This window comes from Pseudomonas sp. Leaf48 (assembly GCF_001421885.1).
Lineage (GTDB): Bacteria > Pseudomonadota > Gammaproteobacteria > Pseudomonadales > Pseudomonadaceae > Aquipseudomonas.
Genome location: NZ_LMLH01000028.1, coordinates 738,589 through 756,180, shown reverse-complemented (window position 1 = coordinate 756,180; position 17,592 = coordinate 738,589). Strand labels below are relative to the sequence as shown.

The window sequence follows — 17,592 nt, the reverse complement described above, 5'->3', positions numbered from 1 at the left end:
GGTTGTTCACTCAATGTCGGGAGAGAAAGTCATGGCGACTCATTCGCTAAATAGTTTGCTCGAAAAAATGAAAAGGGGCTCGATTACCAGCGGTTGGGGGGCAGTGCTGGCGTTCGGCCGGGCGCAACTCAATCGTATGCTGCAAGAGCAATACCTTGCGTGGTTGGACAAAGGCCGTTTTATTCCGCCTATCACGGGTGAGGTCTTTACCGAGAGCAGGACTGAGTCGATGAAACTGGAAGGTCTGGTTTTGGGCCAACCGGTGCTGTCCTTTCGAAAGGCGTTACTGAATCAGTCTTTCGTGACAGTGAGCATGAATATTGTCGCGGGCAGCTACACGGCCATCAGTCGGCCACTGGGCGACGGAGCACAGCAGTTGATGTCCACCTTCAAGATCACTGAAGCCATGGGCTACAAGATCGAAATGAAGGTCAGCGTTAACCAGATTAAAGGCAGTGTGGATAAGCGAGGTCGAGTGGCCCTGGATTTGGGCCGCGCCGAGGAGTTGACTTGTAATCTGGGAGGGCTGCCAGGTGTTACGAAGCCCGTGGCCGCTTTTATTAAAGAGTACCTGACGCTGCTACCGGAGGACATGCGCACCTTTGAGCTTGGGCTGTTGGATTTGAGCGGTAATAATCCATTGAGTCCAACCGATTTCTATATTCGCACGCAGAAAGTGCCCGGTAGAGAAGAAAAGGATGACGATGGTGCGGTGTTGGTGTTTGTCCGCCTGAAGTTCAATGAGAAAGATGGTTTATTTCCCATTGAAGGCAGCGGCTTCCCCTACTTGATTCCGGACGATCTGAGCGCTGGCAAGCCGTTGTACTCGGCATCGATGGTGTTGAGCCAGGACTTGCTCGAGCTGCTTGACGAAGTGCAGTTGGACGTACTCAAAAACCTGATTCTGCCCGGCGAAAACCTGTTTGTCGAAAGCCTTAACGGGCGGCACACACCCAACGATCTGCTGATACTCGGTAACCTCAAGCCGACGGACGAAAGCGTGAGCATCGACCCGCCGTTCATCTACCTCAAGTCTGGTAACACTCAGGCGTTTACCGCCCGTAAAAGTGACGGCACAACGGTGAGTGCCCAATGGCAAGTCAGCAACCCCGTCAGCCCGCTTTCAGTGGGTACCATCACGTCGACCGGTGGTGTGTACACGACGCCAGCCCCATCACGAATGGGCAAAGAGCAACAGCCTGTCGTGGTGACGGCGCAATATGCCATGGGAGGAGTACAGCGCACGAGTTCGGCATTTGTGCTGGGGGTCTACGAAAGCATGAGCATCTCGCCGCGCGTTTGCACCAGTGCAATCGGGGCCGCGGGCATTCCACTGACAGCGTTCACGCTGAGTGGCGGTTCATTGCAGTGGCCTGTTCTCAAGCCATCTGAGGGGACTTTGACGGTTGTCGATAACAATAACGCCATTTACAAACCTCCTGCGGAACTGAGTGAGCAGGTGAAAGTCCAGACCATCAGGGTCACCGATTCCCAGACCAAAGAGACGATAGACGCATCGATTGTGTTGATGAAGTCACCCCACTTGTGGCCGGTCGATCCGCCTTACGTCGCGGCGATAAGTGAGGATACACCGATCCAGCTGTATGCCGATCTTGAACCGGATAACGCCAAGTGGGTTGTCATTGGTGAAGGTGAAGTGGATGAAACCGGGTTGTTCACACCACCAAAGGATCCCACTACCCGAGTCAGCGTGGTGAGGTGTTCCTACCTGGTTAACGGAACGGTCAGGGCCAGCGGCTTGAGCATCATCGAACTCACCAAGCAAAAGATGCCAGACCCCACCTGGTCAGAGCTCGCAACGTTTTCAATCGTCGCCAGCGGCGGACTGAACCAGTGCTTCAGCAATGGCTATCAACAGATTGCCGTAATGGTCAAGATTGAGACCAGTCCGGTAGAAATTGGTGGCGAGAATGTCTACATACCGGTCAGCGACGCACACTTGTCGACCCTGCGGCTGGTTCATGCATCTTCGCACAGCCCCGTGCCGTTCGTGCCCGCAGGTCAGGAAGGCATTGAATACGAGAGCGGGATCGACTGGGCGGTGAATAAAAAAAGGAATCGATTCAAACTTTTTTCCCCCTCTAACGCAGCGACGCCCAACTCGGTCTCAGTCCCGGCGCCGCAGAACAATGGTGTGCGGTACCGCGAACTGTGGATCCAGCTAACAAAGCAGGGCAGCCACACCTTTTATGCGCAGTTCAATTCGGATAAGGGCACTTTTAACTCTAATCAGCCAATGGCAGAGGGCTCTGAAATCACCGTGCAGGGTATCGCGTCACCCACGGCGGACATTAGTCATTATAAATTCGCAGGTGAACGCGTAGCGCAGGATGAACTTGGTAAGGATGGACCACCCAGTAAATTGTATCCTGAAGGAGATACATTCAGTTTTTACCGTCAATCCACCGACTATTGGCGTTTAAGGTATCTGCGGGTGGGGACTTTTCCTGTGTTGTTTTCCACGGCAACGATTGAAGGCAATGTTTCGACGATTCAGTGGGAAAGTGAATTGATCGACGAGAATTTCGTTAGTTTTACCGGTATCGCCTTTAATCCGGCAAACTTCGAAAATAGCGATAGCCCTGCTCCGCAAGGATTGACGTTCGATCCGTATCTTTGGGGGTTGATGAGGTTGCGCAATATCAAACTGGACAGTTCATTTGTAATCAATGAAGAACCCTCTTCCGGCGAGTTGATGGTGAGTTTGCACCGAACGAATGACGTGAAGTATTGGTATGACGGACTGGCAGAGGGTGATAAACGTAAAATGTACCGTAAACATCTGGATCCGGGTCTCAAGATTGTATTGGTGGACGAGGAAGGCAATCGACATTCATTGATTATTGCTTTTGATAATCCAACGAAAGAAGACAGTCGGAATAGGTTGACCATCAGTCGTACTTGATCACTATTGATTAGTTCAGATCAACGGTGCGTTCATAAGAGGCGATCAGTCAGTCTTCGGGCCTGCCATGTAATCAGACCTGAAGCTGGCCGCCTGCCGAAATATTAATCAATTATTTTTTATATAATATTTTATCAGGTACACATGACATGACTACGTCCAGTGCTGTGCATTCCCAAGCTTTTGCTTTCATGAGTTATTTGCAAGGCGGTGTCGACCCCCGTACCGGGCAATACACCCTCTCCATCGACTTCCCCGAGGTCAAGAGCAACTGGCTGGGTGGCCCGGCCTTTCCCGTGNTGCAAGGCGGTGTCGACCCCCGTACCGGGCAATACACCCTCTCCATCGACTTCCCCGAGGTCAAGAGCAACTGGCTGGGTGGCCCGGCCTTTCCCGTGAGCCTGGCCTTCAACCCGATCAACACCCTGGATTCCGGCTGGGGGCTGGGCTGGAACCTCAACCAGACCCAGTTCACCCCGCACAACAGCATCCTGTCCCTGCACACCGGGGAAACCTTCAAGGTCACCGGCAGCGGGACCGAGCCGTCCATCAAGGAAAAAAAACTCGACAGCTTTCACTTCCAAAACCTGGGCAATGACTGGTACCGCGTGACGCACAAGTCCGGGCTGGTGGAGTTGCTCGAGGTCGGTGGCAGCAGCACTGATCGGGTGGCCTTGCCCAAAAAGATCTACTCGCCCGCCGGGCACTGCATCGAGCTGGATTATGCCAACTTCCGCGGTGGCCAGCGCCTGGCTAGCATCAGGGACGCCCAAGGCGAACTGTTGCGCATCAACCGCCCCAACGACACCCAGGTGGAAATCCTCATACGCCCCTACGACGGCCCCGGTGGCGGCCCGCTGGCGCGCTATGAAATGAACCTCAACGGCAGTGGCNGCCCCAACGACACCCAGGTGGAAATCCTCATACGCCCCTACGACGGCCCCGGTGGCGGCCCGCTGGCGCGCTATGAAATGAACCTCAACGGCAGTGGCAGGGTCACCAGTATCGTGTTGCCCACCGCCGACAAGGCGTCCTGGCGGTTTGGCTACGGCAACGGGCCGATCCGCGGCATTCTCTGCCTGCATGAAGTCCACACGCCAACGGGCGGGCGCGAAACCCTTGACTACGGTGACCTGGGGCACCCTTATCCGGGCGGCGTCAGCCGGCCCAACCTGCCGCGGGTCACCCGTCATCGCAGCTACCCCGGCTTCGGCCAACCGATGACCCAGGTCGACTTCAGCTACACCAGCCATAATTTCCTGGGGTTCGGGGAAACCGTCAGTTGGGAAGAAGGCATGGACCCGCTGTACAAAGTGGTCACCCATTATGAATACGGCAGCACCGCCACGCTAATGGATGCCACCGACCTAAACAACCCCAAGGTGGTGCGCACCGTGAAGCGCACCTACAACCGTTTTCATTTGCTGACCGAAGAAACAACCACCCAGCAAAAATGTATCAAACAGGTCAAGACCGACTACTACGCCGAAGACAAACCGTTCGAGCAGCAGGTCGCGCAATTTCAGTTGCCCAGGAAGGTCACCACCATCTGGACGATCGACAAGGACCCCACCCAATACCGCGCAGAAGTGGCAGAAACTGATTTTGACACGGACGGTAATCAGACCAGACAGGTCGAGCCCAATGGCCGTGTGACCACCTACACCTACTACCTCAAGGAGGGCGAGGACGGCTGCCCGCCGGACCGCTTTGTGCGCAACCTCAAAGATACCCTGGTCACCCCGTCGCCCCAAGGCGAACCGGGCGCCCCGACACTGCGCACCCGCTTGCGTTATGCGGCGCACAAAGCCTTGACCGGCAGCGGGCAGCCCGACTGGCTGGCGATCGAGAGCGAGACCCTGGCGCAGGTCAACGGCGCCACCGACACCACTTTGCAACAGACCCAACGCACCTATCACGAGCTGCCGGCGGATGCGTTCCTGCATGGCCGCCCAGTTACATTGCTGACCACCCTCAATGGCAAAACCAGCACGACTTCGTATGAATACCAGCGGTTGAACAGTGCGCTGACCGGGCAACCGGTGCTGCAGACCACTGAATTGTTTACCGGTTTTGACAGCATCGAGAAATCAATACTTCAACAACACTCGTTGGTCACCGGAGAAGTCGTTCTGTCCACTGATCTCGACGGCGTGCAACTGCTACGCCAATTCGATGCGCTGGGTCGAATCACCAGGGAAGTCGTCTCGCCCTCATCCCCTGATGTTAGCGCCGAGCGGGTTTACACCTATACCTTGACCAGCATCGACGGGCAACAGGCGTCTCAGAGTGTGACCGAAACCACGGGCGCGACCACCCATACCCGCTACGACGGGATGGGGCGGATGATTTACCAGGCATACGCGGAAAAATCAGAAACGCCACGGCAGATTTTTGCCGCCAGCTACGATGAACGGAACAATTGTTTTGAACAGATCAGCTACGACTACTGGCTGGAAGATAAATGTATCAAGTTGCGCCAGCAGTTCGAGTACGACGCCTGGGGTGTCGAGTGCCGTACCACTAACCCGGACGGTAGCGTAAACAATCTCTTATGGTCGCCGTTTGGCAAAAAGGGGCCCATCGAGTATCGCTGGCTGGAAACGCCCGGCGCGCAAACAGAGATTACGATCAGTGGTCTGACGGGGGGCGAATACAACGATTTCGGTAAGCTGGAGCGTTTTGAACGACTGGACGCCCAGCCGTTGATCGAGCGATGCCAGCAACAACCCGAGCGCCCGGTCGCCGAACACCTTCAGCGATTACTGGGTGAGACGGGACTACCAACCGTTGGAGCCACACAGTTTCTCTACGATGGCAACAGCAACTGCGTAGAACAAATTGAGTTGTACGATGGGCAGGAGCGCACCACACATTTCTCTTACGACGTGTGGGAGCGTGTGGAGGCGACCACGCTCGCCGACAACACGAAGGTCACCAGGGAGTTTGCACAGCAAAGTTTTGGCCAGCACGTGACCCGGTTAAAGGTTATACCGGGAAACATCGCCCAACCCGAAGTAACGGTCGGTCACCAGACATTTGACAGTCTCCTGCGTCTGACGGAAAGAAGTACTGGGTCGGCGGGCAATCTGCGAACCGAACGATATCGCTATGCGGGCGCTCAGATGCAGCCCAGCCAACGTATCACTGCGCTGGAAACGTTCGACTATGAATACAAGCCAGAACTGACCCAACAGCCTTTATCCATCAAGACCTGCGAGAGCCAGCCTGCGACGTACAGCTATGACCCCAAAACCGGGGGTATCACCAAGGCGATCAATAGCCATGGCCAGCGCACTTACCGCTATTCACCCAATGGTCAACTGGCGCATGAAAGCTGGACCGACACTGACGGTACAGCCCAGGAAACCGATTACGTCACCTCCCTCTTGGGACGTCAAATCAGCCGCCGTGATACCGGCGGCCTTGAAAACCTTCAAACTTATGACAAATGCGGACGACCCTGTTCAGTCACCCAAGGCTCTTTAAAAGCCGACTTTGAATATAACGCTCTTGGACAGCTTCACCGCACTACCACGCGCAACACGGTCTCGGGCGTGACGCTGGTCGTTGAAATGCGATACGACACCCAGAACCGAGAAATTGAACGTACCCTGAGGGTGGATAATCAACCGCCCCGCACCATAATCCAGACCTGGCAGGGAGACAACCAGCTCAAAAGCCGACAACTGAGTCTGGATGGGCGCAGCCTGCTCAAGGAAGAGTTTGACTATGACCCGCGTAACCGGCTTGTACATCACAAGTGTACGGGCACCAGCAAAGCCCTGCCCAAGGATGCCTACGGCAATGCGATCATCAGCCAGAGATTCACGTTCGATGGGCTGGACAATGTTAAGCGCGTTGTCACGCAATTCGACAATGGACTGAGTGATATCGCAACGTTCACCTATGCCCCTGATGATCCCTGTCAGTTGACCCAGATTACTCATACCTATACCGACGGAGGCTATTCGCCCTGCCAGGCATTCGAATACGATGCCAATGGCAATATGCTCAACGACGAACAGAATCGTCGCCTGATCTACGACAGCCAGGGGCGTCTGATCGCTGTCAAGGACCCGACAGGGCTACAAGCCCTGGTGACCTACCGTTATGACGGGCACAACCATCTGGTGGGAATCCGTCTGGGCAATGAACGCGAAACCCTGCGGTTTTACCAAGGCTATAGCCTCAGTCACACGCGCCAGGGTGACACGTACACTCAGTACCTGTTCGACGGCGATCGGCCCTTGGGCCAGGAGCGAAGCGATGATCCCGCACAAACCATTCTGCTGATGACGGACGCCAGCCCCCATGTCATCGGCGAAATTTTGCAATCTGGGATAAAAACAGTGGCTTACACTGCCTACGGTGCTCGCAGCAGCGAAGACGAACTGCGCAGCTTGCTGGCTTTCAACTGCGAAGTGTACGAGGAAGTTACGCAATGGTATCTGCTGGGGCGCGGCTATCGTGCCTACAATCCGAACTTGCAACGCTTTCACAGCCCGGATTCTTTCAGCCCGTTCGGCTCCGGCGGGGTCAACCCCTATGTGTATGGCCTGGGCAATCCCGTCACCTTCCGCGACCCGACCGGCCACCGACCTACCAATGATCGGCCGGACGACCCACAGAAGGATCCCGTCAAAGAGACAACGGGAGGTTTGCTTGGAAAAATTGCCGCCATTTTTGCTGTTGTGCTCGTTGCAGTGGTTCTAGTCGGCGTTGCCTGGTTTACAGCAGGAGTTGGATTGGCTGCTATTGCAGCATGGGGCGGCGCGGTCTTGGCAACGCTAGGGGCTGCTGCTACCACGTATGGCGTTATCGTGGAAGATGACAATTTTGTGGCCGTTGGCTCAATCTTGGTGGCGCTTGGGGCAACTGTGGGCTCGGTAGGTTATTTTAAGCGGCCTCAGAATACACCGACACCCCGCGCATCTGTTTCAAGTGGTCGATCAAGATCTGGCTCTATTCCCGGCGATCTGAACGAGGTTCCACAAGAACGCCCCCGACAAGCAAGCCTATCTCAGGAAAGTCTGAACAACCCAGCTTCCAGGCGTTCTTCTTCCTCAATTTATGATCCAAGTTTACCCGATATTGATCCGCCTTCAGGGTCAACTAATACCAATGTCCGGGCGCCTTCGATCTCCGAGAATTTAGTCACAACTTCTTCAGAAAACGTACCCCCGTCCCCGATCCCGACTCGATCATCGGCTAGTTTTGGTAATTGGAAATCTCTTGGCGACGGAAAGTTTGCACCAAAACAGACGGAGTTTCGAGTTTACCTTAACGAAGGAGGAGTTCGTATGTAAGACATAAGTTATAGCACGCGCCCCTGCTGCCAAGTGCGCAATCCTCTTTGGATTACGCACTTGGAACTTGTCAACCTGCCTCTCAAATTGCCCGAGGCACAATCACAACACCAGCCGAAACACCCCCAAATAAATACCCGCCCTTGCACCCACACAACTGAGAGTTTTCTCATATTCCCTCTACCCCCCGCTTAATACAATCCCCCCATCGAGACATCACCCCCCAAAACCCAACCTATTACTAAACAGTGCAATAACAGCACCGTCTCGACCTTTTAAACGCCCCGCACTGTTTAAACAAACAAGGATCAACGTTTTGAAAAAGTCGCTACTTGCACTTTCCCTCGGTCTGGCTGCCGGCATCGCCGGCACTTCGGCGTTCGCCAACACCGGCAACATCAACTTCGAAGGCAAGATCACCGCCAGCACCTGCCCGATTGAAGTCGTCAACCCCGAGGACGGCTCAATCGGCAATCAGGTGAAAATGGGCAGCCTTGAGGCCAGCCGCTTTACCGGTGCGGGCCAGGAACTCAGTGGCAAATCCTTTGCCCTTCGCGTGAAGGACGGAGTCGCTTGCGGCGTTGCTGTTGGCGGCAAAGGTAGTGTCACCTTCACTGGCAGGGCGGACCCTTCGAACTCCTACTTTGCCGTCACCCCTGACGCGGACGGCGCCAAGAACGTGGTCATCGTACTCAGGGACAAAAGCGGCGCCTCGATCGCGCCAGGTGGCAGTTCGGTTGAATACGACCTGAATGAGACCGGCTCCAGCGACATGCGTTTCGATGCGTACTACCGCTCCACGGCCACGGCGGTGGAAGCCGGCGTAGCCTCGGCGCAAATAGACTTCATCGTCGACATCAGATAACCCCCCCGCCCCCGCCCTCCTGGCCGCTCACGTCGCCAGGGAGGGCACTCAGTGCTGCCTTGCAGCCTGTTACATCCGAAAAAAGGTATTCAACCATGCTCGGTTTGATCAAGCGGGCGGCCGCTTCCCGGCCCGCCCTTGGCGCCTGCATGACTGCGATCATGCTGGCGTCCAGCATTCCCGCCGCCCAGGCCGCCCTGACCCTGAGCGGGACGCGTGTAGTGTTCGACAGCAGCAAACGCAGCACGTCATTGATTGTCGCCAACCCCAGCGAGCGGACTTACGCCGTACAAACCTGGGTCAACACCGCCGCCGATGATACGACCACAGCCGTGCCGTTCATGCCCTCGCCGCCGCTGTTCCGGCTGAACCCGGGCAAGGAACAACACGTGCAGATCAATGGCCTGCCCAACGATCTGCCGACGGATCGTGAATCATTGTTCTATTTCAATGTTCAGGAAATCCCACAGGTCGACCCGGACGCCGGCAATGTACTGAACATTGCCCTGCGCACCCGCATAAAACTGTTTTATCGCCCAAGCGAGCTCAAGGACACCCCCATGTCCCGCCTCAAAGATCTGCAGTGGTCAACCAGGCAGGCAGGCGGTAAAGCGCAACTGGAGGTGTACAACCCGTCCCCCTTCCACGTGACGTTCCTTCGCCTCGCAGTCAAGGGCAATGGCAATGGCCGCGAGCAGATGATTGAGAACGCCGAGATGGTCGCGCCGATGTCCCGGCAGACCTTTGCAGTGACCGGTGCAGCGCCCGCGCCGGGAGCGCAGATCGAATTCTCGGTCATCAACGATTACGGCGGTTCCTCCACCCCGCTGACTCTGCCGATTCAGGTCACCCCGTGAGACAGAGTATCCGGAGCATGACCTTCCCTCTTTCATTGCCGTGCCGACGTGCACCTGCGCGGCGGTACCTCGTTCATTTGTTTGTAGTGGGCTACAGCAGCACCATTCTCGCGCAGGAAAATCCCGCGCAACCAGCACCTGCGCTTGAATTTCAATCCGGCTTTTTACGCCAGAGCCCCGATCATGCCGTGAGCGCCGGCCAGCAAGCGCTGCAGGCGCTGAGCCAAACCCATGATTTGGGACCGGGGCGCTATCGGGTTGGCACTCAGGTCAACCTGATAGACTTTGGCCAGCGTGAAATCGAATTCATCCCAAGTCCCGACGGTAGCCAACTGATCCCCTGCCTGTCGGCCGAACTTCTGGATCAGATGGGGGTACGACTCGACAGCATCGCCAACCCCGAATTACTCACAACCCAGTGTGTTGATCTGCTGGCGCTGATCCCCGGCGCGCAAATCGACTTCGATGGCAGCCAACTGTTGTTGGCGATTTCCATCCCTCAAATCGCCATGCGCCGTGATGTGTTCGGCCGGATCGACCCCGAGCGCTGGGATCACGGTATCAATGCCGCCTTCGTCAGCTACCAGGCGTCGGCGCAGCAAGGCAGCAGTCGCTATCGCGGCCGCCAGAACACCGACGATCTGTACCTCAATGGCGGCGTCAATCTGGGTCCGTGGCGCTTGCGCAGTAACCAGTCATTGCGTCAGAACGAAGACGGCCAGCGTGAATGGACCCGAGCCTATGCCTACGCGCAGCGCGATCTGCCGGGCACCCATGCCAACCTGACACTGGGTGAAACCTTTACCAGTGGTGATGTGTTCAGGAGCTTGCCCATCAAAGGGGCTCTGATTGGTTCGGATATGGGCATGCTGCCGGATGTCCTGCAAGGTTATGCGCCGATCATTCGCGGCGTCGCGCAAACCCGCGCCAAGCTTGAAATCTTTCAGAACGGCTATCCCATCTACACCACCTATGTGAGCGCGGGCCCCTATGAAATCGATGACCTGAGCACCAACGGTGGTAGCGGCGAACTGGACATCGTTTTGACGGAGGCGGACGGTCAGGTCAGGCGCTTTACCCAGTCGTTCGCGACCATCGGCAACCTGCTACGCGAGGGTGTGTGGCGCTACAGTGCGGCCCTGGGGCGCTATAACGGCGCGCAGGACCTGGCAGATCCACTGCTCTGGCAAGGCACCCTGGCCATGGGGACCGCGTGGGATGTGACCTTGTATGGCGGCCTGATGGCCAGCGATTTCTATCGGGCCGGCACCCTGGGCGTCGCTCGGGATCTGGGCCAGCTCGGCGCCCTTGCACTGGACGTCACCCGTTCCGGCGCCGATATCGACACCCAGGATTCACAGCACGTGCAGGGCATGAGTTATGCGCTCAAGTATGGCAAGTCCTTCGCGTCCAGGACCAACCTGCGCTTCGCCGGTTATCGCTACTCGACAGAAGGCTATCGGGATTTCGATGAGGCCGTACGCCAGCGCAGCCACGACTCGAATTGGTACGGCAGCCGCCGTAGCCGGCTTGAGGCTTCCATCTATCAGAATATAGGTGCCAGCAGTGCTTTGAGTCTGACACTGTCACAGCAGGATTATTGGCAGAGCAGCAACACACAACGTCAGTATCAGCTCAACGCCAGTACCCGTTACGAACAGGTGAGCTTCAACCTGTTCGCCGCGCAGTCGCTCAATTCATCCCGGGGCAATGACCGACAGATTGGCTTGAGCATCTCAATGCCGCTCGATATCGGCCACTCGGCCAATGCAACGTTCGACACCCAGAAAAACGGCGATCATTTCACCCAGCGGGCCACCCTCAGCGGCAATACTGATCAGAGCCGTTTGAATTACCAGGCGTCGGTCTCCCGTGAAGACAGTCAGCAACAGTCGGCTGCACTTTCGCTCGGTTATCAGGCAGCTTTCGGCAGCTTCGGTGCCGGTGTGACTCAAAGCCAGGACTACCGGAACGTTTCGCTCAATGCCAGTGGCGCTTTACTGGTGCATGCCGGTGGCGTCGAGGCAGGCCCTTATCTGGGAGAAACCGCTGCGTTGGTGGAAGTGCCAGGCATTGCCGGCGTCGGCGTATTGAATGCCGTCGGCGTCAAAACCAACGAACGCGGCTATGCCCTGGCGCCCTACCTGCGACCCTATCGGGCCAATCAGCTGGTGCTGCAAACCGATCAGTTGGGCCCCGAGGTAGAAATCGATAACGGCACCACCCAGGTCATACCCACACGGGGCGCCGTGGTCAAGGCCACCTTCCCTGCTCGCACTGTCACTCGCCTGCTCATCACCGGTCGAACAGCCCAGGGGCAACTATTGCCGTTCGGTGCTCAGCTGAGCGATGAAAACGGGACGGTCATCGGCATGGTCGGTCAGGCGGGCCAGGTTTTGCTCTCGACCCGCGTCGAACCGCAGATGCTTGATGTGAGCTGGGGCGAACAGGTCGAGCCTCGGTGCCAGTTGCCTATCGACCCGGCGCAAATGGAAGAGACTCAAGGCTATCGCATCCAGGAGCTGACATGTCGCTGATCGCAACCTTGACCCAACCACTTGCAGGGGCAACGCCCCTGCCCTGCCCGGGCCATCCAGGAGAAACCCCATGAAACCTTCCATGCGCTGTTTGACCGCACTGCTGGGCATCGCAGCCGGGTGTCAGGTGCAATTTTCCGTCGCCGTCGCGGCGAGCAATGCCTGCCAATGGGGCCCCGCCGGAGCGGGAACCATGACCTTCACTCAGGATATGGGCAGAGTCTACGTCCCTCGAGATGCACCTGTTGGCAGCATCATCCGTAACCGCCAGTTCATGAGAGTCATCAACACCGAAGGGCGGAACATTCTCTGTGATAACGATGGCAGTGTGCGTTTGACCTTCAACACTCAAACCAGCGTACCGCCAGTTCAGAATATTCCCCTGGCTGCCGGTGCCTATGGGGCGGCGTATACGCTGCTGCCCACCAATATTCCAGGTGTGGGTGTGCGGTTCGAACTGGCGTTCCCCTTCGATAACTCAGCAACTAACGCGTTCACCCCCGACACGGGAGACTCCACCGTCCCCTTCAGCGCCCACCATCAAAAGCCCATGGGATCGGCAGTGCTGAACTTCTCGAGACTGGATCATTTCATCACGCTGATCAAGACGGGCCCCATTCCCACCGGCTCACAGGACTTCAACGGACAGGAACTGTTCAGCGGTAATTTTTCAGGGATCCCGGGCAAGAGCTTTCGAGTCGGACTCAGGGGCCAGGTCATACACGCTCATTGCGGCAGCAACAGGGTCAGTGCCGACCCTGTACAACTGGGGGACTGGAACCTCGCCGACTTTACCCGACCGGGACATACCACCACCGCCGTACCCTTCCACATCACCCTCAGTGCCTGTGTCGCGGCCGACACCCCGCCTGACATTGCCACCGCGAACATCCGCTTCGAAGGCAGCGGCGGGTCAGCGCCAGTCACCCCGGCAATACCCGGCGTATTCACGCTGACACCGGCCTCGGATGCCAAGGGAATCGGCATACAGATACTCAAGGGCGACCAATCGACACCCATAGAACTCAGCACGGAAGTGCCGATACAGCAAATCACCAGCGGAGAAACGACGCTTAACTTTGCCGCGCGCTTCTACCAGATTGAGACCAACTCGAACGTCAGGCCTGGCGATGCCAAAGGGGCTCTGAGCTTTACCCTGACCTACAAATAACTCGCACCCCGGTCCTTGTTCGCAAGGACTGGAGGACGTTAGTAACTAATTGATGAATGTCAATTGCAGCAGCGGGAAGTTGGGGGCGGACAAGGGCGGCCATGTTTGCCCGCCATCGAAACTCACATAGACCTTGCCCGTTAAGGGCGCATTGCGCCGCAACCCATTGAGAAACGCCCTGGATACCCTGACCTCGGTTCTGAAACCAATGCCTGCCAGGGTTTCCTGTTCAGTGACAGCTCGCTTTCTGACGGCTTCGAACACCGAATCCTGCCCCGAAGCGTTCACACCTGTCATGGTGATCATGATCCATTGGTCAGTGGTGATCATGCTCCATCTGGCCAGCGTCAACCGTGCCCCTGCCGCTTCAACGTTTTTGTAACTCAGGTTGCCACCGGAAAGACCGTCGCATCTGACCGCCTCGAAACGGTTACTCGGGATGGTTTGAACTGAAAGCCTGCGCGCAATGGAGGGGTGCTCTACCCCTCGCGCATCAATGACGCCATAGCTCACCGATAAGGTTTTGCCGATGTGAGCGGCCACCGCCGGCATGTCGATCTGATAGCGGTGTTGCCCTGGAATGATGGGCTGATTAACCCGACGCCCCCCTAGGGTTTCGGGCTCACCCCATTGCACAAATACCCGTTCTTGAGGGTAGATCACGGCATCGTCCGGGACTTGCACAATGCCGCCGGCAACGGCCTGCAGTGGGTCCAGGGTCTGCTGCTGCCCCGTGCCCGCGGCTTTTTCAACACTGGGCCAAGGCAATGTGCGGGGTATCGGAGTGGCTGCGACGTCCAGTTCGACCGCATCCGAGGGCCGGCTGCGATTGCCGGCGCGGTCGTGTACCTGATACCACACATACCGCAATCCATCTTTACGTTCTCGAATCAAATCACCCGCAATGGTGAAGCCCACCGGGTCCAGATAATTTTCCTTATCGAGTTCTACCCCCCCGCCCTCATCCTGATTGCCGGGAGTTCCCCCCCAAAACCAGGTAATGAGATCCCCCGGACGTGGTGTTGCATAATCAGGGAGGCTGACCTCGACTTCGTCATCGTTCAGATCAAGGTAATGGGCGGTGAGTTGGTAGGGGGGAAGGACTGCGGGAGGAAAAACTGCTTTGCTGCCGGTTGGCACAACAGGGGCGGTGATATCCAGTGTGAACACCAGATCTGCGGAGTGGTCTGGTTCGCCATTATAACCGGTGAACCGGTAAGACAAACTGTGTCGCCCCTCATTGCGCTCATTCCCCAACCATGCCTTGGGTAACCATACGAACCGGTCTGAATCCTGGATGGGCGCGGTCCACTGCCTTTTTGCAATTGGGACCGATGTATCATCCACGTAGTCGACGAACAGGTCGACCGTTTCCATGGACAGAGAAGGATCGGAGTTAGGCGGCACGGTAAACCAGACTTTCAGGTCGTCATGGGTCAGGGCCACTGGAATCAGGTTGGTTTCCCCTCCCGGCACATCGGCCAGTAACCCGTCGACCTCAGGTTCGGGCAGGGTGATATTGCGGGAAACAGCACTGTCGACCATGAACAAGACTCCTCAGCAAAATAACGCGCAGGAGAGTGCCCGTTACTGAGCAACTCTCCCGCACCTCACAAAAAGAATATTGAATGCACGGCACACCGGCTTCCCTCAGCCCGGTGACATCAAGTCATTCGACTACCAGTTGTAACGCACGCCGAAGTTCGCTCCCCAAGGCTGCTCGATCTTGTCGCCGTTGCTGTACTCCAGATCAACGTGCATCGATACCTTGTCGGTCATCGCCATGGCTACGCCCGCGCCCAACTCGCCGCGAGAGCCCGACAAGTCGGTGCTGAAGCTGTTGTCATTGATCTCGACATCGCTGTTGCTGGCGAACTCGTGCACATAAGCGGCGCGCAGATAGGGTTGCAGGGTTTTGCCTTCGGTCCAGGTGAAGTTGCGACCAACCGTGGTACCGACTTTACCCAGCAAGGAACGGGCACGATCGCCATCGGCGGCCATACCGTTGTCCAGGTCGTAACTCGCGCCATCGATCATCACGCCGGACAGTTGAGCGTATGGCTCGACGAAGTAGTTTTCGGCCAGTCTGATATGCCGCCCAAACTCCAGCGAAGCACCGACGCCATTGGTGTTGTAATCACCCTTGGTTTTTTGCCCGTCACTGAGTTGTACGCTGGATTCGCTCTGGAATCGGTTGTACTTGAACACACCATCGAAGTAGTAGCCGCTGTCCTCATCCAGCCATGTGGTATAGGCACCCAGGTAGTAACTGTCGACTTCGCCAGTGGTACCGCGACTCAGGTCCAGGTCGGACTTGCTGTAACCGCCCAGCAGACCGACCAGCCATTGGCCGTCGCCCATGGGCAACGGCGCGTCGGCACCAAACGAAATGCCTTGCTGGGTTTGCTTGTAGGCAACACCGGAGCCTTCACTGACGTCGTATTTGTTGCCATAGGCGCGGATCCAGCCACCGGCCTTGCCGTGATCCATTCGCACCTCACCCATGCGTGAGCGCAGGGTGCTGAGCTCGCCGTACCACACCGTCGGTGCGGCGTTGAACAGCGCCATTACCGATTGAGCGCCCGGGCTGACGACGCGGCTGCTGGTGTCCAGAACCCAGTCGTTATCGCCCTGTTTGATCAGGTCATAAGAGAAAGCCCCCAGATCCACCGCCCCCCCTTTGAGGGCAAAGGTGGCGTCGCCCGAGCCGATATGCACCACCGATGTCGAACCTGCCCCGACCGGTTCCGTACCTTGACTGTCGAGCGCAATGGTATGGTTGCCACTGGCATTGCCTGTCACCGTCAGGGTATCGATCTGCCCCGTGGTGAAGTCGTTGTGCATATAGAACGTGCCGCCCTCGCCCGCCAGGGTTTCCACCGAGAGTTTGAAGAACTGCCCCGGATTGCCGAACTGCACCCCCCCGCCGTTCAAGGTCAGGTTCTGTACTTGACCGTCCTCGACCATGATCCATCGGGCGTCGTTGCTGATCGCCAGGTTCTCGACATTTTCCAGGCGCCCGGTCAGCGTCGCCAGGTGGTCAAGCGCGACGTCGGCACTGCTGCCATCGGCGACAACAATATCGCCAGTCAGGTGGCTGTTATTGACCTTGAAATTGGCCGAAGAACCGTTGATAACCTCCAGCAGCGTGCCATTGCCGCCCTTGAGCGTGGAGCCATTGTTGATTTCGATATTGGCCCGTTCGGTGTTGGTCTGGGTCAGACCATTGACGATTATGGCCGAACCCGTCAGGCCTTCGACATGGCTTTTATCGAGAATCAGCGCGTTGTCGGCCGGCAGATTGCCAGCGGTGTACAGGCTGACACCATTGAGCCCGCCAACGATAGTGCTGTCGCTAGCACGAACCTTGCCGCCGAAACTCTGCACGCCGATGCCATCTGCGTTGGTGGCAGTGACTGTTGTACCGGACTCCAGTGTCAGCTGCGATTGCGCGCTCAAGCTTGCGCCAAACTCGCCGCCGATGATTTCGCTGTCGCTGACCCGTGCAGTGGAGCCACCGCGTACCGTGCCGATCAGGCGCAACCCCGTGCGATCGCTGACCACTCGGCTTTTGTTGGTGATCGTGGCGTCACTGTTGGACAGTTCAACGCCGCTGCTGGTACCCAAGGCCGTTGTTTTCGAGTTGTTGAGTACCAGCGTCGAACCTGCCTCGGCACGAATCTGATTGGTCGTAGCGTTATTGGCGGTCAGACTTGAAGCATCCCGCACCAGCCATCTGTCTACCACTGTCGTGCCGTCAACCGTGCGCGAATTGCCATCCTCAACCACCGACAGTGCCAGCGCGCAGGGGCTGATCAGCAGCGCCGGCGCGAAGATGGCAAGTTTGAGCATCCGTGTGAGTGGTGAAACTGAAAATGCGTGACTGACGTACATGGTGTCGCTCCTGGGTCTGGCGGCTAATGGCAA

Annotated in this window: 8 protein-coding genes; 6 read left to right on the top strand and 2 right to left on the bottom strand. The window is 57.1% G+C overall.

The window, feature by feature from the left end; translation table 11 throughout:
- Nucleotides 1–31: 31 nt before the first annotated feature.
- The 6 genes from ASE98_RS19165 to ASE98_RS19140 all read left to right on the top strand — a co-directional run bounded on the left by ASE98_RS19165 (nt 32) and on the right by ASE98_RS19140 (nt 13,665).
- Nucleotides 32–2,926, top strand: coding sequence for a hypothetical protein (locus ASE98_RS19165; RefSeq protein ID WP_060542889.1), 2,895 nt, complete (start codon nt 32–34; stop codon nt 2,924–2,926).
- 911 nt (nt 2,927–3,837) lie between these two features.
- Complete coding sequence (locus ASE98_RS19160; protein WP_236707810.1) at nt 3,838–8,235, top strand: RHS repeat domain-containing protein; 4,398 nt, start codon at nt 3,838–3,840, stop codon at nt 8,233–8,235.
- A 316-nt stretch (nt 8,236–8,551) separates the two neighbouring features.
- Nucleotides 8,552–9,100 carry a fimbrial protein gene (locus tag ASE98_RS19155; RefSeq protein WP_060542887.1) on the top strand — a complete coding sequence of 183 codons (549 nt, stop codon included), beginning with the start codon at nt 8,552–8,554 and terminating at the stop codon, nt 9,098–9,100.
- Nucleotides 9,101–9,195: 95 nt separating this feature from the next.
- Nucleotides 9,196–9,957, top strand: a complete 762-nt coding sequence (locus tag ASE98_RS19150; protein ID WP_060542886.1) for a fimbrial biogenesis chaperone — start codon at nt 9,196–9,198, stop codon at nt 9,955–9,957.
- Nucleotides 9,958–9,974: 17 nt separating this feature from the next.
- Nucleotides 9,975–12,494, top strand: a complete 2,520-nt coding sequence (locus ASE98_RS19145; protein ID WP_060542885.1) for a fimbria/pilus outer membrane usher protein — start codon at nt 9,975–9,977, stop codon at nt 12,492–12,494.
- Between the two features lie 70 nt (nt 12,495–12,564).
- The gene (locus ASE98_RS19140; RefSeq protein WP_060542884.1) at nt 12,565–13,665 is read left to right on the top strand and encodes a fimbrial protein; all 1,101 of its coding nucleotides are present in this window, start codon (nt 12,565–12,567) and stop codon (nt 13,663–13,665) included.
- 45 nt (nt 13,666–13,710) lie between these two features.
- On the opposite strand, the gene ASE98_RS19135 is transcribed toward ASE98_RS19140, so the two are convergent.
- A complete protein-coding gene (locus ASE98_RS19135; protein WP_060542883.1) occupies nt 13,711–15,210 on the bottom strand; it encodes a hypothetical protein in 1,500 nt (499 codons plus the stop codon).
- Between the two features lie 132 nt (nt 15,211–15,342).
- Complete coding sequence (locus tag ASE98_RS19130; RefSeq protein ID WP_060542882.1) at nt 15,343–17,559, bottom strand: autotransporter outer membrane beta-barrel domain-containing protein; 2,217 nt, start codon at nt 17,557–17,559, stop codon at nt 15,343–15,345.
- Nucleotides 17,560–17,592 lie beyond the last annotated feature (33 nt).

What these genes read in the sequence shown, in the direction of transcription:
- ASE98_RS19165 (WP_060542889.1), top strand. Translation starts at nt 32, where the DNA reads ATGGCGACTCATTCGCTAAATAGTTTGCTCGAAAAAATGAAAAGGGGC.
- ASE98_RS19150 (WP_060542886.1), top strand. Translation starts at nt 9,196, where the DNA reads ATGCTCGGTTTGATCAAGCGGGCGGCCGCTTCCCGGCCCGCCCTTGGC.
- ASE98_RS19145 (WP_060542885.1), top strand. Translation starts at nt 9,975, where the DNA reads ATGACCTTCCCTCTTTCATTGCCGTGCCGACGTGCACCTGCGCGGCGG.
- ASE98_RS19140 (WP_060542884.1), top strand. Translation starts at nt 12,565, where the DNA reads ATGAAACCTTCCATGCGCTGTTTGACCGCACTGCTGGGCATCGCAGCC.
- ASE98_RS19135 (WP_060542883.1), bottom strand. Translation starts at nt 15,210, where the DNA reads ATGGTCGACAGTGCTGTTTCCCGCAATATCACCCTGCCCGAACCTGAG.
- ASE98_RS19130 (WP_060542882.1), bottom strand. Translation starts at nt 17,559, where the DNA reads ATGTACGTCAGTCACGCATTTTCAGTTTCACCACTCACACGGATGCTC.